Source organism: Nesterenkonia sp. DZ6, assembly GCF_022565835.1.
GTDB lineage: Bacteria > Actinomycetota > Actinomycetes > Actinomycetales > Micrococcaceae > Nesterenkonia.
The window spans coordinates 1,037,124-1,058,043 of sequence record NZ_JAJOYW010000001.1; the positions used below are offsets into that span (position 1 = coordinate 1,037,124).

Below are 20,920 nucleotides of genomic sequence, written 5' to 3' on the forward strand. Positions count from 1 at the left end.
CAGATAAGGTTTCACACTGTGAGCACCGCCCTGTATCGCCGCTATCGTCCCGACTCCTTCGCCGAGGTGATCGGGCAGGAGCACGTCACCGAACCATTGATGACGGCCCTGGGCAAGGACGCGGTCTCCCACGCCTACCTCTTCTCCGGTCCGCGCGGCTGTGGCAAGACCACCTCCGCCCGCATCCTGGCCCGCTGCCTGAACTGTGCACAGGGCCCGACCGGGACCCCCTGCGGGACCTGCGACTCCTGTCTGGACCTCGCCACGGGCGGCTCTGGCTCCCTGGACGTCATCGAGATCGACGCCGCCAGCCATGGCGGCGTCGATGACGCCCGTGATCTGCGCGAACGCGCGACCTTCGCACCGGTGCGCGACCGCTACAAGATCTTCATCATCGATGAGGCCCATATGGTCACCGCCGCGGGCTTCAATGCGCTGCTGAAGATCGTCGAAGAGCCCCCGGAGCACATCAAGTTCATCTTCGCGACCACCGAGCCGGACAAGGTCATCGGGACCATCCGCTCGCGCACCCACCACTACCCGTTCCGACTGGTCCCGCCCGAGCCGCTGATGGAGTACCTGCACCGGCTCTGCGACCAGGAAGGTGTCACCGTCGCCCCCGGCGTGCTGCCCCTGGTGATCCGCGCCGGCGGCGGCTCGGTGCGCGACACCCTCTCCGTGCTGGACCAGCTGATCGCCGGTTCCGCCGAGCGCACCCTGGACTATGACCGGGCGACGGCGCTGCTGGGCTTCACCCACGCCACCATGCTCGACGAGGTCGTGCAGTCCGTGGCGGCGCTCGACGGTGCCACCGCCTTCTCGGTGGTGGATCGAGTCGTCCAGTCCGGACAGGACCCCCGACGCTTCGTCGAGGACCTGCTGGAACGGCTGCGCGATCTGATCGTGGTGAAGTCGGTGCCGGAGAACCCCGGCGCGATCCTGCGCGGGGTCCCCGAGGACCAGATCCGTTCGATGCAGACCCAGGCCGGCCAGCTCGGCTCCGCAGAACTCTCCCGGGCGGCCGACATCAGCGCCCAGGCGCTCACCGACATGGTCGGCGCCACCTCCCCGCGGCTGCACCTCGAACTGCTGATGGCTCGACTGCTGCTGCCCCATGCCGAGCAGGGCCACGCCTCGGTGGCCGCACGGCTCGAACGCGTCGAACGTCGGCTCGACTTCGCCGCCGGAGCCGGCGTGACGCCCGACGCCGAGGCGGACACAGCCGGCGACGACGCCGGCGACGCCCCGCGTCAGAGCGGCAGCGCCAGCTCGACCGCAGCCAGCTCGACGCCGGACGCAAGCTCAGCGCCGGAAGCCGGCTCAGGGTCGAAAGATCGTGCTGAGCCGCAGGCCCTGGCCGATCCGAAGTGGGCCGCCCCCGCGCAGAGCGCAGCGGCCTCCGATCCTCGCCCCGCAGCCGCACCCCCCGGGCGGCAGGCGGGCCCGCCTGCCGGAGACACGCGTCAGTCGGACACGCCTCAGCCGGAAGGGCCTCGGCCAGAAGCATCTCAGCCGCATGATCGCCAGCCTGCGGCCTCGCCGGCCGCGACACCGACCCCCTCGGGTGCTGGCGAACCTGCTGCGGCGTCGCCGCCCGCATCAGCTGCGGGAGGGTCCACGGACGAGATGATGCGCCGGGCGTGGCCCGACATCGTGGATTCGCTGAAGTCCCAGTCGCGCATGCTGTGGATGCTGGTCAAGGGCAATGTGAGCGTCGGCGGCTTCGACGGGCAGGCCCTGAGCCTCGATTTCGCCAATGAGGGCGCACGGACCACGTTCGCCAACCGCAACGGCGAGCAGGCGATGAACGCCGCGATCGAAGACGTGCTGGGCATGAAGGTCCGCTTCAAGCTCGTCACCGGAGGCACATCCTCGGCAGGCGGTGGTGGGGGCCCAAAAGCTGACCGCCGGCTGAGCCCGGCGGCCGCTCCACAAGAGGCCCAGCCTGGGGATGACACCCCTGCCTGGGTCCAGGAGGAGCCGCCCGAGCCCTACGACCCCGGGTTCGCCGAGGCCCCGCCGGAACAGCCGGCAGACCAGCCCTCTGAGCACCCCGCCGAATCCAACGCCTCCGCCGATCTCGCCACAGCCGCCGGGTCCAGCGACCCCGATGCGGCCGATCTTGACCCGACCGACCCCGATTCCAACGACCCCGAGGAATCGGCCGCGGCCGACTCCCGCGCAGCTGCGTCTTCCGCGGTCTCCCCCGAAGCGGCTGCGCACCTGAGCAGCGACGCGTCGGCGCTGAAGCCCGACGCCGGAGACGCCTATCGGCCCCTCGCCGAGAAGACACCGGTCCCGGCCTTCGCCCGCCGCGCCGGAACCGGCCCACGCTGGAGCGCCCCGGCGGACGTGCTCGCAGCGGGGGACGCCTCCCCTGGCACAGTCTCTTCGCGCGCCGACCCGCAGGACAGCGCAGCAGCACAGGACAGCGCGCCAGCGCAGCACACCGCCGCAGGGAGCGCCGCCGGCCCGCCCGGCGGGGGTGCGCCCAGTCGTGCGGCGGAGATCCGCCGTCGGCTGGCCCAGCGCGGCGGGGGCGGATCACCGTCGGCTCCGCCGTCCGAACCCCCTGCTGACCACCCCTCACAGCCGGCTCCACCCCCGGACCCGGCCTGGGACTCAGGCCCGCCGAGCGACTACGACCAGAGCGCGCCGCCGTCGTGGGCTCAGGCTGAGCCGGAGGATGTGGCCAGTGAGGATGATGTCCCGCTGGAGCACTCCGGCGTCTTCGGACGCAAGGCCTTCGAGAAGCACCTGGGAGCCACCCTGCTGGAGGAACGCCGACTCAACGAGTGAGCCCGGTTAGACTGAATCTCCACCCCTGAAGGAAGGCTCGTCCACACCGTGTATGAAGGCGCAGTCCAAGATCTGATCGACGAACTCGGGCGACTTCCCGGCATCGGTCCGAAGTCGGCGCAGCGCGTGGCCTTCCACATCCTCGAGGCCGACGGCGAGGACATGAAGCGCCTGGCCGATGCGATCACCACGGTCAAGGAGAAGGTCAAGTTCTGCGCGATCTGCTTCAACGTCTCCGAGGAGACCACCTGCCGGATCTGCCAGGACAGCCGACGCGATCCCAGCCTGCTCTGCGTGGTCGAAGAGTCCAAGGACGTCATGGCGATCGAACGCACCCGGTCCTTCCGCGGGAAGTATCACGTGCTGGGCGGCTCCATCAATCCGATCGCCGGGATCGGCCCCGACCAGCTGCACATCCGCGAGCTGCTCAGCAGGCTCTCCGACGACACCATCACCGAGGTCATCGTGGCCACCGACCCGAACCTCGAAGGCGAGGCGACCGCCACGTATCTCTACCGGATGCTCGGCTCCATCGGCATCAAGCTCACCCGTCTGGCCTCGGGGCTTCCGGTGGGCGGAGACCTGGAATACGCCGATGACGTCACCCTCGGGCGGGCCTTCGAAGGCCGCACCGTGATGTCCTGACCTGGGTCCGACACCCCGTATCCAGATAGTTATGCAAGCGTGATCAGGTAATACCCAGGTTTCTTCGCCGTCGTATTTCCGTTCGTTTTCGTCTGCCCTGTTGTCCTAGTCACGTCTGGGAAGCGCGGGTCATCAGCGGATCACCGTGAGGGATTCTTCCGACCATTCCACGGTCCGCTGGAAGCCGCCGAGCGTTGTCGTCTGGCAAGAAATCAGTTTCCAAATCCTCTTTACCGGTCTAGCGTATTGGGACAGGGCGGTTCTGTGCTGTTTTGCAGCATGGTGCCGGACTGACTCGCACCAGACGCACACCAGAGGATGAGGTAAGCACTGATGAGGAACAAGACTTCCATGGCAGTCCGCGCAGGCGCCGTGAGCGCCGCCGCACTGCTGGTTCTGACCGCCTGTGGGGGCGGCGATGATGAGGCCGAGAACGGCGAAGCCGAAGGCGGCGGCGAGGACGTCATCACCGTCGCCATCGCCGGCGAAGAGCCCTATTCGTATCTCAATGACGACGCGGAGCCCGAAGGCGCGACGATCGCCCTGGCCGAGGAGATCTTCGGCGAGATGGGCTACACGATCGAGGCCGAGGTCACCGACTGGGACAGCCTCATACCGGGCCTCAACGCGGATCGCTACGAGGCCGTCTCCGCGGGCATGTCCATTCTTCCCGAGCGTTGTGAAGAGGCTGCCTTCGCCGAGCCCGAGATCATGTACACCACCGCACTGCTGGTGGAAGAGGGCAACCCCTACGGCGTGGAAGATCTCAACGACGTCGCCGAGGCGATTGAATCCGGCGAGGACATCACGCTGGCCACCCTGTCCTCCGGCGTCGAAGCCGGCTACGTCGACGCCCTGGGCATCAACGCTGAAGGCGTGGGCACCGCGGACGACGGCGTGGACATGGTCACCGGTGGTCGCGCGGACGTGTTCGCCCTGACCGCGATCTCGCTGAGCGAGATGGCCGGTGAGATGGACGGCGTCGAGGTCACCGAGGGCTTCGTCCACGACATGGACGGCGTCATGCAGTACGGCGCCGGCTCCACCGTCTTCCCACAGGGCTCGGAGCTTCTCGAGGAATACAACGAGCACCTCGCAGAGCTCAAGGAGAGCGGCGAGCTGCTGGAGATCATCGGCGAATACGGCTTCACCGAGGCAGAGATCCCGCCCGCCGACCTGACCGCCGAGGCACTCTGCGAAGGCGACCTGGAAGCACTCCAGGACATCGAAGACTGAGCTGAGAGTCTCATACACCCCACGGTGGTCGCCCCTCCAACCGGCCCCACCACCGCTTCGGTGACACCATTTCGGTGACACGACCTCCAGCAGAGAGGAACCACCTCCTACCGTGGACTGGTTAGAACAACAGCAGCAGAACTTCGAGTCGCTGCAGAACTTCGGGCCCCGACTCTGGGATGGATTCCTGCTCACCGTGCAGCTCACCCTTCTCGGTGCAGCCCTTGCCTTCGTCATCGCCGTGATCCTCGGCCTGATGGGCGGCAGCCCCAAATGGTGGCTGCGCACCCCCGCCCGCATCATCATCGAGTTCTTCCGCGGCACCTCGCTGCTGGTGCAGCTGTTCTGGGTGTACTACGTGCTGCCCCTCTTCGGGCTGACCCTGGAGAGCCCCTTCACCGTCGGTGTGATCGCGCTCGGCGTGAACTACGGCGCCTACGGCGCCGAAGCGGTCCGCGCCTCGATGACCTCCGTGGCGAGCGGGCAGTGGGAGGCCACCGTGGCGCTCTCCATGTCCTGGACCCATAAGATCCGCCGGGTCATCTTCCCGCAGGCCTGGGCGCTGATGATCCCTTCACTGGCCAACCTGCTGGTGCACCTGCTGAAAGGTTCGGCCATCGTCTACATCGTCGGCCTCAATGACTTCAACTTCGAGCTGGATCAGCTGCGCCGCGTGACCAGCGCCTGGTTCTCCTACGCCTTCGTCGGTCTCATCGGATACTTCGCCTTCGCACTGGCGCTCACCCAGGGGATGCGGCTGCTTGAGATTCGCGCCAAGCATCGACTCGGCCAGGGGCTCAGCATGCGGGAGATCCTCTCCCCCGCACCCAAGGTGCCCACCTCCGGCATCCAGCCGGGAGGTGCCTCATGATCCCCGTCATGCCATTCACCGCAGACCCGGCCCCCGCCACAGGGGCCACCGGCAACGTCTGGAACTGGGACTTCGCCATCGAGATCTTTCCGGCGATCCTGCGCGCATTCATCGAGGTCACCCTCCTGGTGACCGTGGTGGGCACGGTGATCGCGGCGCTTCTGGGCCTGGTCATCGCCATCCTGCTGCGCGTGCTCCCCCGCCCGCTCGCCTTCGTCCTGCGCTGGGCGGCCAACTTCATCCGGATGACCCCGCTGGTGGTCCAGCTGCTGGTCCTCTACTACGGCTTCACCTGGATGGATCCGCTGACCATAGGCTTCATCGTGTTCGGCATCCACTACGCGACCTACATGTCGGAGGTCTACCGGGCCGGCATCGATTCGGTGCCGAAGGGTCAGTGGGAGGCCACCAAGGCGCTCTCGATGAGCGCCGGGCGGACATGGCGCCGCGTGGTCATCCCGCAGGCGCTGCGCTCCACCATCCCCTCGCTGGGCAACTACGCGATCTCGATGTTCAAGGACACTCCGTTCCTCTTCGTGATCTCGGTGGCCGAGATGGTCCGGGTCGCGCAGACCATCGGCGCCCAGACCTTCCGCTACACCGAGGCGATCACCATCGCCGGCCTGATCTTCCTCGCCGCCAGCTACCCCACTGCACTGCTGATCAACCGTCTGGAGAAGCGACTTGCCTACGCCAACTGACCCCGAGGTCCCGGTCATCGAGTTCGTCGATGTTCAGAAGAGCTTCGGGGACAACATCGTGCTCAAAGACCTGAACTTCTCGGTCCGGCGCGGAGAACGGGTGACCCTGATCGGTCCCTCCGGTTCGGGAAAGACCACCATCCTGCGCCTGGTGATGACACTCGAGGAGCTCACGGGCGGGTACATCTTCGTCGACGGCGAGCCGCTGACCCACCGGGAGAAGGACGGCAAGCGCGTCGCCGTCTCCTCCAAGGAGCAGAAGAAGCTGCGCACCCGGATCGGGATGGTGTTCCAGCAGTTCAACCTGTTCCCCAACATGACCGTGCTGGAGAACATCATCGAGGCGCCCATCTACGTGCTGGGCCAGTCCAAGGCCGAGGCCACCGCGAAGGCACATTCGCTGCTGGAACAGGTCGGCCTGCCCGACAAGGCCGATCAGCACCCGCTGAGCCTCTCGGGTGGACAGCAGCAGCGCGTCGCCATCGCCCGGGCGCTGGCCATGGACCCGGAGATCCTGCTGCTCGACGAGGTCACCTCCGCACTGGACCCCGAGGTCGTCGGAGACGTGCTCAACATCCTGCGCAACGTCGCGGACACCACCAATGTGACCATGCTGATCGTGACGCATGAGATGAGCTTCGCCCGCGACGTCTCCCATAAGGTGATGATGTTCGACGGCGGCCGCGTCATCGAAGAGGGGGCGCCGGAGAAGATCTTCTCGGACCCCAGCCACCAGCGCACCCAGCAGTTCCTCAGCGCTGTGCTCGGCGACGCCTGATCAGATTTAGAATTGACCTACCTTCCCAAACATCCCCAGGAGTGAGACAACCTGTCATGAGCCTGATCGTTCAGAAGTACGGCGGATCATCCGTTGCAGACGCCGAAAGCATCAAACGAGTGGCGAAGCGGATCGTCGAGACCAAGCGCGCCGGGCACCAGGTCGTGGTGGTCGTGTCCGCGATGGGTGACACCACCGATGACCTGCTCGACCTCGCAGGCCAGCTCACCTCGTCACCGCCGTCCCGCGAGATGGACATCCTGCTCTCCTCCGGTGAGCGCATGTCCATGGCGCTGCTGGCGATGGCGATCCACGAGCTGGGCGAGTCCGCCCAGTCCTTCACCGGCTCCCAGGCCGGCATGATCACCGACGCCATCCACGGCAAGGCCCGCATCATCGAGGTCTCCCCGCTGCGCGTGCAGGAATCCCTCGACGCCGGCCACGTCGGCATCGTCGCAGGGTTCCAGGGCATGAGCCGGGAGTCCCGAGACATCACCACGATGGGACGCGGCGGCTCCGACACCACCGCCGTCGCCCTGGCGGCCGCGCTGAAGGCCGACGCCTGCGAGATCTACACCGACGTCGACGGGGTCTTCACCGCAGATCCGCGCGTGGTCAAGACCGCCCGGAAGATCGATGAGATCTCCAGCGACGAGATGCTGGAGATGGCGGCCGCCGGCACCAAGGTGCTGCATCTGCGCTCGGTGGAGTACGCCCGCCGGTTCGGCGTGAAGCTCCACGTCCGCTCCTCGTTCAGCCAGCTCGAAGGCACCTGGGTCATCCCCGACCCCAAAGACACCGTCAAGATTCAGGAAGGCGAACCCTTGGAACAGCCGATCATCTCCGGCGTCTCTCACGACGCATCCGAAGGAAAACTCACCATCACCGGCGTCCCGGACGTCCCGGGCAAGGCGGCGGAGATCTTCAACCTCATCGCCGAGGGTGCGATCAACATCGACATGATCGTCCAGGACGTCTCCATGGCGACCAAGACCACCAACATCTCCTTCACCCTCCCCGGTGAGGACGGCGAGCGCGCCCAGGAGATGCTCAACGCGCACAAGGCCATCATCGGCTTCGAGTCCCTGGACTTCGTGCCCCAGGTCGGCAAGGTCTCGCTGATCGGCGGCGGGATGCGCAACCACCCCGGCGTCTCGGCCCGGTTCTTCACCGCCCTGCGCGACGCCGGGATCAACATCGGCCTGATCTCCACCTCCGAGATCCGCGTCTCGGTGATCACCGACGTCGAGCTGCTGGACCGTGCGGTGGCGGCGATCCACACCGCCTTCGGCCTGGACTCCGACGAAGAGGCGACGGTCTACGCCGGCACCGGCCGCTGAACCCGACCATGGGCACCGTGGTGCGCCCCGCCGTCGGGCGCTTCGATGACTTCGGTGAGGTCGTCGGGGTGAGGAAACCCGGCGGTCTGGGGTGCTGGTGCATGTCCTACCGGGACTCCCGGATCTCGGGTCCGGACCGGCCGGCCTTCATGGAGGAGCTCTGCCGCACCGAGCCCGGCCCGGGAGTCATCGCGTTCGTGGATGACACCCCGGCCGGATGGTGCTCGGTGGCGCCGCGCAGCACCTACCGGCGGCTGATGAACTCGCGGACGATCCCGTTCCTCGACGACCGAGACCCCTGGTCGGTGGTCTGCTTCGTGGTCCGCGCCGGATTCCGACGGCGCGGGCTGATGCATGATCTCCTCGACGGCGCCGTGGGGCACGCCGCCGCTCACGGGGCTGCAGTTCTCGAGGGGTATCCGATGGAGCTCGAAGAGGGCACGCGGGTCGATGTGATCAGCGGCTATGTCGGCACCACGGAGCTCTTCCAGGCCCACGGGTTCGAGGTCGCCGGGCCCACCACCGCACACAGCGGACACCGGCCGCGCTGGATCATGCGCCGAGAGCTGGGCTGAGCGGGGCTTCCCCCCGATATCGGCGCCACCAGCACACAGGCGGCAGGTGTACCCTTTACGGGTTCCCTGCCGCCTGCGCACTTGGTACGAGTGATATACCCGATGGTAACCGAAACACCAGCTCCGCTCGGGGCAACACACGGTCTGACCGTGATTCCTGAACAGGAGCACCGCCAGCGAGCTGCCGCCCACCAGGCCGTGGTCAACCGCCTCACCGAGGACTTCCTGGCACGCCGTCATGCCGGCACCAAGCACCCGGTGGAGGACTTCCTCTTCACCTACTACTCCCACTCCCCCGGCAAGCTCTCCCGCTGGCACCCGGGTGCGGGATTCGCGCTCGAGGACTCGCCGGAGACTGAGCGGACCGAATGGAAGCACTACCGCAGCACTCCCGCCGGGGTGACCCTCGACGTCGAGGGCTTCCGCACAGATCGGGCCTCCATGATCGGTTTCGCGCGGCGCCTGTTGAGCACGACGGCGGCCGCGCCGGCCCAGCTGGGATGCTTCGGGCTGCACGAGTGGGCCATGGTGTACAAGTCGGTGGAACATGGCCAGCGCCACGACCAGGTCCCGCTGCGGCTCGGCGCCGCCGGCACCGACGAGGTGGTGGAGGCCGCGAACATCCGGTGCACCCATTTCGACGCCTACCGCTTCTACACGCCCTCGGCGCGGCCGCTCAATGCGCTCGAGCCGACCCGGGAATCGCAGACCCGGATGGAGCAGCCGGGCTGCCTGCACGCCAATATGGACCTCTATAAATGGGCCTATAAGCTCATTCCCGCGGTCAGCAGCGACCTGCTCCTCGAGTGCTTCGATCTGGCCTCACGGATCCGCCGGCTGGATATGCGCGCCTCCCCCTACGACTTGAGCGACTGGGGCTACGAGCCGGTGCCGATCGAGACTCCCGCGGGGCGATCGGCCTACGCCCGGGCGCAGAAGGGCTTCGCGGAGGAGTCCCAGGTGCTGCGTGGGAAGCTGCTCGCGGTGCTGGAGGAGATTGAGCCGCCTGGCTGACCCTGTGGATCCGGTCTGACCTATTCCGGTCTGATCAGGCGGATGCAATAACGCCTGATCAGACCGCTGAGCAGCCTGCCTCAGGCGTTGGCGAGCACCCGGCTGCATTCGCTGAGCAGCTCCTGCATCCGCGCGGCGTCGTGGCGGCCGTTGAAGATCTCGGTGCCGTTCTCGAAGGCCCTGCCGGCCGCGAGCGGTCCCGCGTCCACGGCGTCGTAGCCGAGGGAGTCCACGAAGTCCTGGACCAGGGCCTTGGCTGCGGTGTCATCGGCGGCGACGGCGAGCGCCCGGCGCTGCGGGTCCCCGGCCGGGTAGGAATCGATCTCCAGATCGCCGTAGCCGATGTGGTTCAGCGTCTTGACGATCCGCGCACCGCCGAGGAACTCCGCGACGACCTCGCTGGTGCTGGTGCCGTTCTCGAACTCGTCCATGAAGCCGTCCACCGGCGCCCAGTAGTTCATGGTGTCGATCACCACCTGGTCTCGCAGCACCGAGGTGTCGATGCTGCGGTACTTGTGCAGCGGCACGGCCAGCACGATGATGTCGGCGCCGCTCAGCTGCTCGCGGTCCACGGCGGCGGCGCCGGGGACGATCACCTCGGTGAGCAGCGCGATGTCTGCAGCGGGCTTGGCGGTCGCGATCTTCACGGCATGACCGGCCCGCACGGCCTGACGGGCGACGGCGGTGCCGACCCGGCCAGCACCGAGCACTCCGATGGTCAGTGGCGTCTGCGTCATGGTGATCCCGTCCCTCGGCCAGCGGTGGACCGATTCTTCAAAAACTGTAAGATTTCGCCTGGCATAACGTGAGCGGCTGCGGTTTTGTTCCACCCGCCGGGTGACTGGCTCCCCACCGCTGAGCCCCCGGCGGCAGGACGGCTCACCTCTGCGAGAGCCACTGCTCGGCCGTCGTGGTGGTGATGACCGTGGGTGAGGGCGGGATCAGCGCCCCGCTGCCCAGCGCGGTCCCTCCCAGCGGGATCCGCACCACCCGGCGGGCCACATGATCCTGCTCGTTGATCGCCCTGGCCAGCTCCGCCATGTCGACCTGCTCTGGACCGCAGACCTCGGTGACCTCGGCAGGCTGCTGGGTCAGGGCCTGCTCCACCAGCTGTTCCGCGGCCTCTGCGACCGCGATCGGACGCGAGAGCAGGCCGGGGACGAACGCCGTGCCCGCCAGCCGCGTCTGTCTCAGGAGCTGTTCGGCCAGTTCGAACCACTGGGTCGTGCCCACGATGCTCAGCGGAAGCCCGCTTCCGCGGTAGACCCTCTCCTGGGCTGCCTTGCCGCGGTAGTGCCCGAGCCAGCGGTTGACGCGACGGTCGCCCGCATTGACGATCGAGAGGCAGACGACGCGGGCCCGCGTCCCCTCCAGGGCGGCCACCACGTTCCGCGCAGCGGGCTCGAAGAACCCTGCCGCGGCCCGCGCCGTGAAGCTCTGGTGATTCAGACAGTCCACGACGACCTCAGCCCCCACCAGCGCGCGCCGCAGCGCTGCAAGATCGCCGATGTCTACACCGAGATGCCGGCTGACGCCCACGGTCTCCACCCCACGGCTCGGCAGACGCCGCATCACCAGCGATCCGGCCAGCCCTGAGGCTCCCAGCACTGCCACTCGTGTCGCTGCCATGCCACGGTCCTCTGCCCGCTGGATCTCTTGACGTTCGCCCACTGTAGACGCTCCCGCGGATGCACGTCAGGGGTTCAGCTCACGTCACCGTCGACGTAGAGCCACTGGCCGGACTCGCGGCGGAACCGGCTCAGCTCGCGCAGCCTCCCCCCGGCGCCCTGATGATCGTGGTCCAGGTAGGTGGCCACGAACTCCACCGTCCCGGTGTCGTGGAACGGGCCGCCCGCCGTCGTGCCCAGGATGCTCAACCGGGTCCAGTCCGGGCCTGGCGCGGTGAGGTCGCTCAGCGCGGGCCGGGTCTCGGCGGCCCAGGTGCGGTGCAGATAGCCGCCGAAGCGTCCTGGATCGCGGTGAAGCAGCGCGTTCGCGCTGAAGCGGGACCGCATCAATGCTTCCGCCGTCGGAGCCGGTGCGCCCAGGTGGAAGCGCTCGCAGCAGGCGGTGTAGGCGTCGCCGGATCCGCAGGGACAGCGCGGGTCGCCATGCCGCTGCTCGGTGTCCGACGGGCCGGCGCCGGGCTGGTCGGTGTCCGGCTGCTCGGCGCCGGGCTGGGCGGATGCGTTCTCGGTCATCGCTCCAGCATCTCATCAGGCTCACCCGTCATCCCTGGCGCGGGCACCCGGTAGACTGATCCGGCAAGCTCGCGGAGCGTGCCGCCGTCGTCCCCAGCCGTGCTGATCTGGACCCGCGCGGTGCGTGAGACGGCACCTCGTAGCGGTCCCGCGGGCTCATCCACTCGCACCATCGCACAGGAGACCCTATGCCGCGCATCATCGTCGAGGTCATGCCCAAGCCAGAGATTCTCGATCCCCAGGGCAAGGCCATCGCCTCCGCGCTGCCGCACCTGGGATTCACCGACTTCTCCGGCGTACGCCAGGGCAAGCGCTTCGAGCTCACCTTCGAGGGTGTTGTCACCGAGCAGGTCTTGGAGAGCGCCCGAACCGCCGCGGCAGAGATGCTCTCGAACCCCGTGATCGAAGACGTCATCAGCGTGCGCGTCGATGATGAGGGCGCTGCATGAGCACGGAGACTCCTCTGATCGGGGACTTCCATGCGGCCCCCGCCGCGAACCCGCTGAGCGGGGCGCGCATCGGCGTCGTCACCTTCCCCGGCACCCTCGATGACCGCGACGCCGCGCGCGCCGTCCGCCTCGGCGGCGGCACCGCCGTCCCGCTCTGGCACGCCGATGAGTCGCTGCAGAATGTGGACGCCATCGTGCTCCCCGGCGGCTTCTCCTACGGGGACTACCTGCGCGCCGGCGCCATCGCCCGCTTCGCCCCGATGATGAACAAGATCATCGAGGCAGCCACCGCCAGCTCAGGCTCCCGACTCCCGGTGCTGGGCATCTGCAACGGATTCCAGATGCTCACCGAATCCCACCTGCTGCCGGGTTCGATGGTGAAGAACGATCACCTGAAGTTCCTCTGCCGTGACCAGGTGCTGCGTGTGGAGAACACCTCCACCCCGTGGACCTCACAGTTCACCCCCGAGGAGCTCATCGCGATCCCGCTGAAGAACCAGGACGGCCAGTACCTCGCCGACCCGGCCACCCTGGAGGCGCTCGAGGCCGAGGGCCGCGTGGTCTTCCGCTACGTGGGCGAGAACCCCAACGGTTCACGCAACCGCATCGCCGGCGTGACCAACGAGACTCACAACGTGGTGGGCCTGATGCCGCACCCCGAGCACGCCGTGGAAGCCGGCTACGGTCCCGATGACGCCACCGGGATGCGCAGCGGCACCGACGGACTGACCATCTTCACCTCCGTGATCGCATCTCTTGCCGGAGGTGCCCAGTGAGCGAGCCGACTGTGACAGACAAAGAATTCAACATCGACACCGTGGAGCACGCCTCCACCACCCCCGACACCGACCTGCCCTGGGCCGAGCTCGGCCTGAAGTCCGACGAGTATGACCGGATCGTCGAGATCCTGGGGCGGCGGCCGACGGCGGCCGAGCTGGCCATGTACTCGGTGATGTGGTCCGAGCACTGCTCGTACAAGTCCTCCAAGGTCCACCTGCGCCAGTTCGGCGAAAAGGTCACCGAGGAGATGAAGAAGGACCTGATGGTCGGCATCGGCGAGAACGCCGGCGTCACCGACCTCGGCGACGGCTGGGCCGTCACCTTCAAGATCGAGTCGCACAACCACCCCAGCTTCGTGGAGCCCTACCAGGGCGCTGCCACCGGTGTGGGCGGAATCGTGCGCGACATCATCTCCATGGGCGCCCGCCCGGTGGCGGTGATGGATCCGCTGCGCTTCGGCGACATCGATCACCCTGACACCTTGCGGGTGCTGCCCGGCGTGGTCTCCGGCATCGGCGGCTACGGCAACTCCCTGGGCCTGCCCAACATCGGCGGCGAAGTCGTCTTCGACTCCGTCTACCAGGACAACCCGCTGGTCAACGCGCTGGCCGTGGGCGTGATGCGCCATGAGGACCTCCGCCTGGCCAACGCCTCGGGCGTGGGCAACAAGGTGGTCCTCTTCGGTGCCCGCACCGGCGGCGACGGGATCGGCGGAGCCTCGGTGCTGGCCTCGGAGTCCTTCGACGACTCCAAGCCCTCCAAGCGTCCCGCGGTGCAGGTCGGTGACCCCTTCGCCGAGAAGGTGCTCATCGAGTGCTGCCTCGAGCTCTTCCACGCCGAACTGGTCGAGGGCATCCAGGACCTCGGTGCCGCCGGCATCTCCTGCGCCACCTCCGAGCTCGCCTCCAACGGCGAGGGCGGCATGCACGTGGAGCTCACCGACGTGCTGCTGCGCGATCCCTCGCTGACCCCGGGAGAGATCCTGATGTCAGAGTCCCAGGAACGCATGATGGCAGTGGTCACCCCGGCCAACGCAGCCGAGTTCGAGCGCGTCATGGCCAAGTGGGAGGTCGAATACTCCTGGCTGGGCGAGGTCACCGACACCGGCCGGCTGATCATCGAATGGGACGGCGAGACCATCGTCGACGTCGACCCGCGCACCGTCGCCCATGACGGCCCGGTCTACGAGCGGCCCTACCACCGACCGGACTGGCAGGACGCCCTGCAGGCCGACACCTTCCGCTCATCAGCCGCAGGCGAGAACCTGCCGCAGACCGCGCAGGAGCTCGGCGGCGCCGTCGTGGACCTGATGACCAGCCCGAACATGGCGGACGTCTCCTGGATCACCGATCAGTACGACCGCTTCGTCGGCGGCAACACCGCGCTCTCCCAGCCCGATGACTCCGGTGTGATCCGGGTGGACGAGGAGACCGGGCTCGGCGTCGCCCTCTCCACCGACGCCAACGCGCGCTACACCTATCTGGACCCCTACACCGGGGCGCAGCTGGCGCTGGCCGAGTCCTACCGCAACGTGGCCACCACCGGGGCCATCCCGATGGCGGTCTCGGACTGCCTGAACTTCGGCTCCCCGGAGGACCCGGAGGTCATGTGGCAGTTCGCCGAGGCCGTGCGCGGCCTCGCCGACGGCTGCCAGGAGCTCGGCGTGCCGGTCACCGGGGGAAACGTCTCGCTGTATAACCAGACCGCCGGCCGGGCCATCCACCCCACCCCGGTGGTGGGCGTGCTGGGCAAGTTCGACGACGTCAGCCGGCGCACCCCCTCGGGCTTCGAGCGCTGGGCCGACGGCCAGGCGATCTACCTGCTCGGGACCACCCACGATGAGCTCGACGGCTCCGAGTTCGCCCGCGGACGCGACCACCTGGGCGGGCTGCCGCCGAAGGTGGACCTTGGCGCGGAGAAGATGCTCGGCGAGATCCTGATCAACGCTTCCCGCGATGGCATGATCGACGCCGCCCACGACCTCTCCGAGGGCGGGCTCGCCGCCGGACTGGCCGAGATGGGCCTGCGCTTCGGCGTGGGCGCCCGGGTGGCCGTGGACGGGATCTGCGAGCGCGACGGCGTGGACCCGTTCACCGCGCTCTTCAGCGAGTCCCAGGCCCGCGCCCTGGTCGCGCTGCCCCGGTCGGAGGAGCTGCGCTTCACCGATATGACCACGGCGCGGGGCTTCGCGGCGCTGCGCATCGGCGTGGTGGATGCGAGCTCCGGGGACCTCGAGGTCGCCGGACCCTATGCGGGCGACAGCTTCACGCTGGGCCTGGAGGAGCTGCGCGAGGCATGGAGCGCGGTCATCCCCTCGCGCTTCGCCACCCTGGGTGAGGCCACCGAAGCGGTCCGCCAGGAGAAGTAGAGCACGGCCGCTGGAGCAGACCAGCGCCGGCCGAGACGAAGAGACCACCCTGGCGGATGCCAGGGTGGTCTCTTCGTCTCGGGTCAGATCCCCAGCGAGGCCTGCACCTGGGCCAGCGCCTGCGCGGAGTCACGCAGCGCCTGGGCCTCGTTCGCCGCGAAGGGGGTGGTCGTCACCGGCTGCACACCGCTGGCGGAGACCACGGTCGGGATGGACAGCGCCACCCCGCTGATGTCGAGGAATCCGTCGAGGACGCTGCTGACCGGAAGGATCGCGTTCTCATCGTTGAGCACCGCCTCCACGATCCGTGCCGCGGAGAGCCCGATCGCGTAGTTCGTGGCGCCCTTGCCGGCGATCACCTTGTAGGCGGCGTTGCGCACCTCATCGGAGAGGGTCTCGAGCTCCTCGGTGTCGAAGACCCGCAGCCCGTCACGCTCCCAGTCCAGCAGCGGGGTCACCCCGATGCTGGCCGCGGACCAGAGCGGGAACTCGGTGTCGCCGTGCTCCCCCACGATGTGGGCGTGCACGCTGGACTGCGCGACACCGGCGCGCTGGGCCAGCTTCCAGCGCAGTCGCGCGGTGTCCAGCACGGTCCCGGAGGAGAACACCCGACTGCTGGGCAGCCCGGTGATCTGCTGGGCGGCCACGGTCAGCACGTCGCAGGGATTGGTGACCAGCAGATACACCGCATCCGGAGCGCGCTCGAGCAGCTTCGGGAGCATGCTGCGCAGGATGTCCACATTGGTGCCGGCCAGGTCGAGTCGGGTCTGTCCGGGGTGCTGTTTGGCCCCGGCCGTGATGACGACGACGTCGGCGCCCTCCACGTGCCTGAGGTCCGCGCCGCCGTCGATGTCCGTGGCGCCGGTAAACTGGCTGCCGTGGGCAAGGTCGAGGACCTCTGCTTCGACCCGGGCGGCGTCGATGTCATAGAGGCGCACATGCCGTGCGGAGCCGCGGATCATGGCCGCATAGGCGGTGGATGTGCCGACGCTTCCCGCTCCGACGATGGCCAGGGTGGAGTTCTCGATGACGCTCATGGGCTCAGCCTGTCACAGCAGCGGACGCTCGAACAGAGGCTGTTCCCGGGACCGCGGATTCAGCTGAGCGTCAGTGCCGGCAGAGACAGGACGGGTGTCCTGCGGGGTCGGCGTAGACGTTGAAGCGCTGCGCGCCGGTGGCCATCCGCAGCACCTCGGCCCACAGCGCGACGACCTCGGTCAGCGCCCGGGCCTGATGACCGGTCAGGGGCGGCTCGGGGCAGGCCAGGGCGGCCCAGCTCCGTTCCCGCGGGGCTCAGAACGGGTTGAGCAGCCGGTGCACGAACTGCCGGGTGCGCTCCTGCGTCGGCGCGCGCAGCACGTCCTCGGCGGGGCCCTGCTCGACGACGACTCCGCCGTCCATGAAGACGACCGTGTCGGCCACCTCGCGGGCGAAGGCGAGCTCGTGGGTCACCAGGACCATGGTCCAGCCCTCCTCGGCGAGCTCCTTGATCACGGTGAGCACGTCGCCCACAAGTTCGGGATCCAGCGCAGAGGTGGGCTCGTCGAAGAGCAGCAGCGCGGGCTGCTGGGCCAGTGCCCGGACGATGCCCACCCGCTGCTGCTGTCCACCGGAGAGCTGGTGCGGATAGTCATCGCGCTTCTCGGCGAGACCGACCCGGGCCAGCAGCCGCTCGGCCTCCGCGATGGCCTCGGCCTTGGGGCGCTTCTGGACCTGGATCGGGCCCTCGGTGACGTTCTGCAGCACGGTCCTGTGCGGGAAGAGGTTGTAGCCCTGGAAGACCATCGCCGAGCGGGTCCGCAGCGACTCCTTCTCTCGGCGGGTGGTCTTCGCGGTGAAGGTCACCGCCGGGCCGCCGGAGAATTCCACGGTGCCGGCGTCGGGCTTCTCCAGGCCGTTGAGGCAGCGCAGCACGGTGGTCTTGCCGGAGCCGGAGGGCCCGACGAGGGCGAGCACCTGACCGGGCTGCACCTGCAGGTCGATGGAGCGCAGCACCTCGTTCTCACCGAAGGACTTGTTCAGTCCGGAGACGCGGAGCAGCGGGTCCTTCTGTGCGGGGTCAGTGGGCGACATAGCGATCCAATCTGCGCTCCAGGCGGTCCTGCACGGTGGAGAGCACGAGGCAGAAGACCCAGTAGATCATTGCGGCCTCCACGTAGAGCAGCATGAACTCCTGGCTGAAGGCGGCCACCTGCTGGGCCTGCCGGAACATCTCGGTGACCAGGATCAGCGAGGCCAGTGAGGTGTCCTTGACCAGGGAGATGAAGGTGTTCGAGAGCGGCGGCACCGAGACCCGGGCCGCCTGCGGCAGGATCAGCCGGCGCAGCGCCTGGTTGCGGGACATCCCGATCGTGTACCCGGCCTCCCACTGACCCTTGGGCACCGAGAGGATCGCCGCGCGGATGACCTCGGCGGCGTATCCGCCGACGTTCATCGAGAACGCGATCACCGCGCTGGGCCAGGGGTCGATGGTGACCCCGATCGAGGGCAGGCCGAAGAAGATCACGAACAGCTGCACCAGCAGCGGGGTGCCGCGGATCACCGAGATGTAGGCCCTCGCGATCCCCGAAAGCAGCCGATTCCCACTGATCCGCATCAGCGCGAGCACCAGGGCGAGCGCGAGCCCGACGGTGAAGCTGGCAAGGGTCAGCGGGATGGTCCCGGTCAGGCCCCCTCGCAGCAGCGGCCAGAACGAGTCGATCGCCAGTTCCCAGTTGATGTCCATCAGTTCCATCAGTTCCGAGCCGCCCACGGGCGCAGCGCGTCACCGATCATTCGGTGACGTCGGCGCCGAAGTACTTCTCGGAGATCTCGGTGAGCGTGCCGTCCTCGGCCAAGGCTGCCAGCGCCTCGTCCACTGCCTCGACCAGGGATTCGCTGCCCTGCCGGAAGGTCAGTGCCGCCTGCGACTGATCCTCGGTCTCGGCGGCGATCTTGATGTTCTCGTTGCCCTCGGTCTCCTGGTAGTCCAGGTAGGTGAGCTTGTCGTTGATGGTCGCGTCGACGCGTCCCTGCTCGAGCAGGGTCACCGACTGTGCCCAGCCCTCCACGGCCTCGACGTTCGCGCCGGATTCGGTGGCCAGGTCGTTCCAGTTGGAGGTCAGCGACTGCGCAGTCGTGGCGCCGTCGAGATCCTCGAAGCTGGAGATCTCCTCGTTCTCCGCCAGGGTGACGATCACGCCGTTGGACACGGTGTAGGGCGCCGAGAACAGGTAGCTCTCCTCGCGCTCCTCGGTGATCGAGACCTGGTTGGCGATCACGTCGAAGCGCTCGGACTCCAGGCCGGCGAACATCGCGTCCCACTGGGTCTCCTCGAAGTCCGCCTCCACGCCGAGCTCCTCGGCGACGGCGGTGACGATCTCGACGTCGTAGCCGGTCAGCTCTCCGGCGCCGCCCTCATGGAAGCTGAACGGACGGTAGGTCCCCTCGGTGCCCACGGTGAGCACCCCGGTCTCCTGCACCTCTTCGAGGGTGAGTCCCGCGGCCGACTCCTCGGCCGGTGCACCGTCCTCCTGCGCCTCGTCGCCTCCGCCGCAGGAGGCCAGCGTCAGGGCCGCGGCGGCAGAGATGGCGAGGGTGGAGAGCAGGCGTGTGGTCATAGGTGGTGCCCCTAGGGTGAAGCGTCGGAGAGTGCCGGCGCGCAATGGTCCGGTCATGGACAGGCACAGAACGGTAGCATCCGCGATGCCCGGGTCAGCGTGCTCTGTTACGCCAGACGTCGCGCAACCCGGTTAGCCTGGAGGGATGCGTATCTGGAGCCTGGACCCCGGCTATCTGGACCGGCAGGGGCTCGTCGCCTGCTGGCGGGAGACGCTGCTCGCCCAGGCGGTGCTGCAGGGCCGGACGAAGGGGTACATGAGTCACCCGCAGCTGGTGCGCTTTCGCGCGCAGGCTGACCCGCTGATCGCGATCGGCGCGTATCTGCAGGGCGTGCTGAGCGAGGCGAGCGCGCGCGGCTACCGCTTCGACGCGACCAAGATCAGCAGCACCGGTGAGCAGGAGCTGATGCCGGTGACGACGGGCCAGCTGCTGCTGGAATGGGATCACCTGGGCGCGAAGCTGCGAACCCGTTCCCCGCAGAAGGCGCAGCAGAACCTGCAGGCGCTGCGTGCCCTGCGTGCCTCGACCGGGGAGACGGCCGTCCCCGCCGCGCACCCGATGATGCGGGTCATCCCGGGCGGGATCGAGCCCTGGGAGCGCGCGGAGCCGGGCTGAGCCCCGAGCCTGAGCCCGGGGCCCGCCCGGCGGATCAGCCTCAGAAGGCCGGCATCAGCGTCTCGTCGTGCTCCTCGATGAGGAACTCGCGGACCTCGTCGCTGGTCATGGCGCGCTCGAGGGCCTCGATCTTCTCGGAGTCGAGGTCGCCCTCGCGGGCCACCAGCGAGATCGCGAAGCGCTCGTCGATGTTCTCCTCCACCGCGATGGCGTCCTGAGGGGTCAGCCCGAGGCTGGCGATGTAGGTCGGGTAGTTGAAGACCGCGGCGATGCCGTCCTCCTCATAGGCCGAGGTCAGGTTCAACAGGTCCACCTGGACCCACTCGAGGTCCTTCGGGTTCTCCTCGATGTCGTTGAGCGTGCCTTCGAAGCCGACGCCCTCGGCCAGGGTGATCAGCCCCTGGTCGGCGAGGATCGCCAGCGCGCGGCCCTCGTTGGACTCATCGTTGGGCAGCGCGACCTGGGCGCCGTCGGGGATCTCCTCCATGGAGTCGTAGTCCCGGGAGTAGAAGCCCACGCGGGCGTTGTAGATCGGCTGGACGACGGCGAGCTCGGCGTCGTGCTCAGCGTTGTAGGCCTCCATATACGGCTGGTGCTGCGCGAAGTTCGCGTCGACCTCGCCGTCGGCGAGCAGCCGGTTGTACTGGACGTTGTCGCTGACCTCGACGAGCTCGATGGTGTAGCCATCCTCCTCGGCGACCTCGGCGGCGGCTTCGACCACGTCGGTCATCGGCGTGGTGTGCGAGGCGACCTGGATCAGCGTGTCATCACCTTCCGCGTCGCCCGGCTCCGAGGAGCAGGCCGCGGTGGCGAAGAGTGCAAGGACGACGGCGGCCCCGCTGAGTGCGCGGACGGGACGGTTCTGCAGTTGGGCAGTCAAGATGCTCCTCGTTCGGATGGGCGGACCCGTGCCGGGCCCGATGGTTTCAACGACGTCGGCGCGCCGGT

Annotated in this window: 21 protein-coding genes; 13 read left to right on the forward strand and 8 right to left on the reverse strand. The window is 68.1% G+C overall.

Annotation, left to right across the window (positions count from 1 at the left end; genetic code table 11):
- Positions 1-18: 18 nt before the first annotated feature.
- From LTH93_RS04625 to LTH93_RS04665, 9 genes are all read left to right on the forward strand, one after another.
- A complete protein-coding gene (locus LTH93_RS04625) occupies positions 19-2,799 on the forward strand; it encodes a DNA polymerase III subunit gamma and tau (protein ID WP_241470214.1) in 2,781 nt (926 codons plus the stop codon).
- Positions 2,800-2,847: 48 nt separating this feature from the next.
- Positions 2,848-3,444 (forward strand): recombination mediator RecR, encoded by a 597-nt coding sequence (gene recR, locus LTH93_RS04630; protein ID WP_241470215.1) that lies wholly within the window; start codon positions 2,848-2,850, stop codon positions 3,442-3,444.
- Between the two features lie 333 nt (positions 3,445-3,777).
- Positions 3,778-4,680: a transporter substrate-binding domain-containing protein gene (locus tag LTH93_RS04635; RefSeq protein WP_241470216.1), complete on the forward strand. Its 903-nt coding sequence runs from the start codon at positions 3,778-3,780 to the stop codon at positions 4,678-4,680.
- A gap of 112 nt (positions 4,681-4,792) precedes the next feature.
- On the forward strand, positions 4,793-5,551 hold the full coding sequence (locus tag LTH93_RS04640) for an amino acid ABC transporter permease (protein ID WP_241463749.1): 759 nt from the start codon (positions 4,793-4,795) through the stop codon (positions 5,549-5,551).
- An 8-nt stretch (positions 5,552-5,559) separates the two neighbouring features.
- Positions 5,560-6,252, forward strand: a complete 693-nt coding sequence (ehuD, locus tag LTH93_RS04645) for an ectoine/hydroxyectoine ABC transporter permease subunit EhuD (RefSeq protein ID WP_241470217.1) — start codon at positions 5,560-5,562, stop codon at positions 6,250-6,252.
- Entirely contained in the window at positions 6,236-7,030 is a 795-nt protein-coding gene (locus tag LTH93_RS04650; RefSeq protein WP_241463747.1) for an amino acid ABC transporter ATP-binding protein, read from the forward strand. The genes ehuD and LTH93_RS04650 overlap by 17 nt, the downstream gene beginning before the upstream one ends.
- Positions 7,031-7,086: 56 nt before the next feature.
- Positions 7,087-8,370, forward strand: a complete 1,284-nt coding sequence (locus tag LTH93_RS04655) for an aspartate kinase (protein WP_241470218.1) — start codon at positions 7,087-7,089, stop codon at positions 8,368-8,370.
- Between the two features lie 8 nt (positions 8,371-8,378).
- Positions 8,379-8,945: a GNAT family N-acetyltransferase gene (locus LTH93_RS04660; protein ID WP_241470219.1), complete on the forward strand. Its 567-nt coding sequence runs from the start codon at positions 8,379-8,381 to the stop codon at positions 8,943-8,945.
- Positions 8,946-9,095: 150 nt separating this feature from the next.
- Entirely contained in the window at positions 9,096-9,959 is an 864-nt protein-coding gene (locus tag LTH93_RS04665; RefSeq protein WP_241470220.1) for a 3-methyladenine DNA glycosylase, read from the forward strand.
- A gap of 80 nt (positions 9,960-10,039) precedes the next feature.
- On the opposite strand, the gene LTH93_RS04670 is transcribed toward LTH93_RS04665, so the two are convergent.
- The 3 genes from LTH93_RS04670 to LTH93_RS04680 form a co-directional block, all read right to left on the reverse strand.
- Entirely contained in the window at positions 10,040-10,696 is a 657-nt protein-coding gene (locus tag LTH93_RS04670; RefSeq protein ID WP_241470221.1) for an NADPH-dependent F420 reductase, read from the reverse strand.
- Positions 10,697-10,838: 142 nt separating this feature from the next.
- Entirely contained in the window at positions 10,839-11,588 is a 750-nt protein-coding gene (locus LTH93_RS04675; RefSeq protein ID WP_241470222.1) for an SDR family oxidoreductase, read from the reverse strand.
- A gap of 74 nt (positions 11,589-11,662) precedes the next feature.
- On the reverse strand, positions 11,663-12,160 hold the full coding sequence (locus LTH93_RS04680; RefSeq protein WP_241477550.1) for a YchJ family protein: 498 nt from the start codon (positions 12,158-12,160) through the stop codon (positions 11,663-11,665).
- 188 nt (positions 12,161-12,348) lie between these two features.
- Between LTH93_RS04680 and purS the strand changes: the two genes are divergently transcribed.
- From purS to purL, 3 genes are read left to right on the forward strand one after another with little or no spacing between them, the layout of a single operon-like run.
- Positions 12,349-12,609: a phosphoribosylformylglycinamidine synthase subunit PurS gene (gene purS / locus LTH93_RS04685; protein ID WP_241463739.1), complete on the forward strand. Its 261-nt coding sequence runs from the start codon at positions 12,349-12,351 to the stop codon at positions 12,607-12,609.
- Positions 12,606-13,385 carry a phosphoribosylformylglycinamidine synthase subunit PurQ gene (gene purQ, locus LTH93_RS04690; RefSeq protein ID WP_241470223.1) on the forward strand — a complete coding sequence of 260 codons (780 nt, stop codon included), beginning with the start codon at positions 12,606-12,608 and terminating at the stop codon, positions 13,383-13,385. The genes purS and purQ overlap by 4 nt, the downstream gene beginning before the upstream one ends.
- An 11-nt stretch (positions 13,386-13,396) precedes the next feature.
- Complete coding sequence (gene purL / locus LTH93_RS04695; RefSeq protein WP_241470224.1) at positions 13,397-15,757, forward strand: phosphoribosylformylglycinamidine synthase subunit PurL; 2,361 nt, start codon at positions 13,397-13,399, stop codon at positions 15,755-15,757.
- A gap of 83 nt (positions 15,758-15,840) precedes the next feature.
- Here purL and LTH93_RS04700 read toward each other — a convergent pair whose 3' ends face one another.
- The 4 genes from LTH93_RS04700 to LTH93_RS04715 all read right to left on the reverse strand — a co-directional run bounded on the left by LTH93_RS04700 (position 15,841) and on the right by LTH93_RS04715 (position 19,356).
- Positions 15,841-16,794, reverse strand: coding sequence for an L-lactate dehydrogenase (locus tag LTH93_RS04700; protein ID WP_241470225.1), 954 nt, complete (start codon positions 16,792-16,794; stop codon positions 15,841-15,843).
- 256 nt (positions 16,795-17,050) lie between these two features.
- On the reverse strand, positions 17,051-17,830 hold the full coding sequence (locus LTH93_RS04705; RefSeq protein ID WP_304653867.1) for an amino acid ABC transporter ATP-binding protein: 780 nt from the start codon (positions 17,828-17,830) through the stop codon (positions 17,051-17,053).
- Entirely contained in the window at positions 17,817-18,482 is a 666-nt protein-coding gene (locus tag LTH93_RS04710) for an amino acid ABC transporter permease (RefSeq protein WP_241464419.1), read from the reverse strand. The genes LTH93_RS04705 and LTH93_RS04710 overlap by 14 nt, the downstream gene beginning before the upstream one ends.
- A 46-nt stretch (positions 18,483-18,528) precedes the next feature.
- Entirely contained in the window at positions 18,529-19,356 is an 828-nt protein-coding gene (locus LTH93_RS04715) for an amino acid ABC transporter substrate-binding protein (protein WP_241470226.1), read from the reverse strand.
- Between the two features lie 145 nt (positions 19,357-19,501).
- Between LTH93_RS04715 and LTH93_RS04720 the strand changes: the two genes are divergently transcribed.
- Entirely contained in the window at positions 19,502-19,972 is a 471-nt protein-coding gene (locus LTH93_RS04720) for a pyrimidine dimer DNA glycosylase/endonuclease V (protein WP_241470227.1), read from the forward strand.
- 40 nt (positions 19,973-20,012) lie between these two features.
- Here LTH93_RS04720 and LTH93_RS04725 read toward each other — a convergent pair whose 3' ends face one another.
- Positions 20,013-20,852, reverse strand: a complete 840-nt coding sequence (locus LTH93_RS04725) for a MetQ/NlpA family ABC transporter substrate-binding protein (protein WP_241470228.1) — start codon at positions 20,850-20,852, stop codon at positions 20,013-20,015.
- Positions 20,853-20,920: the final 68 nt, after the last annotated feature.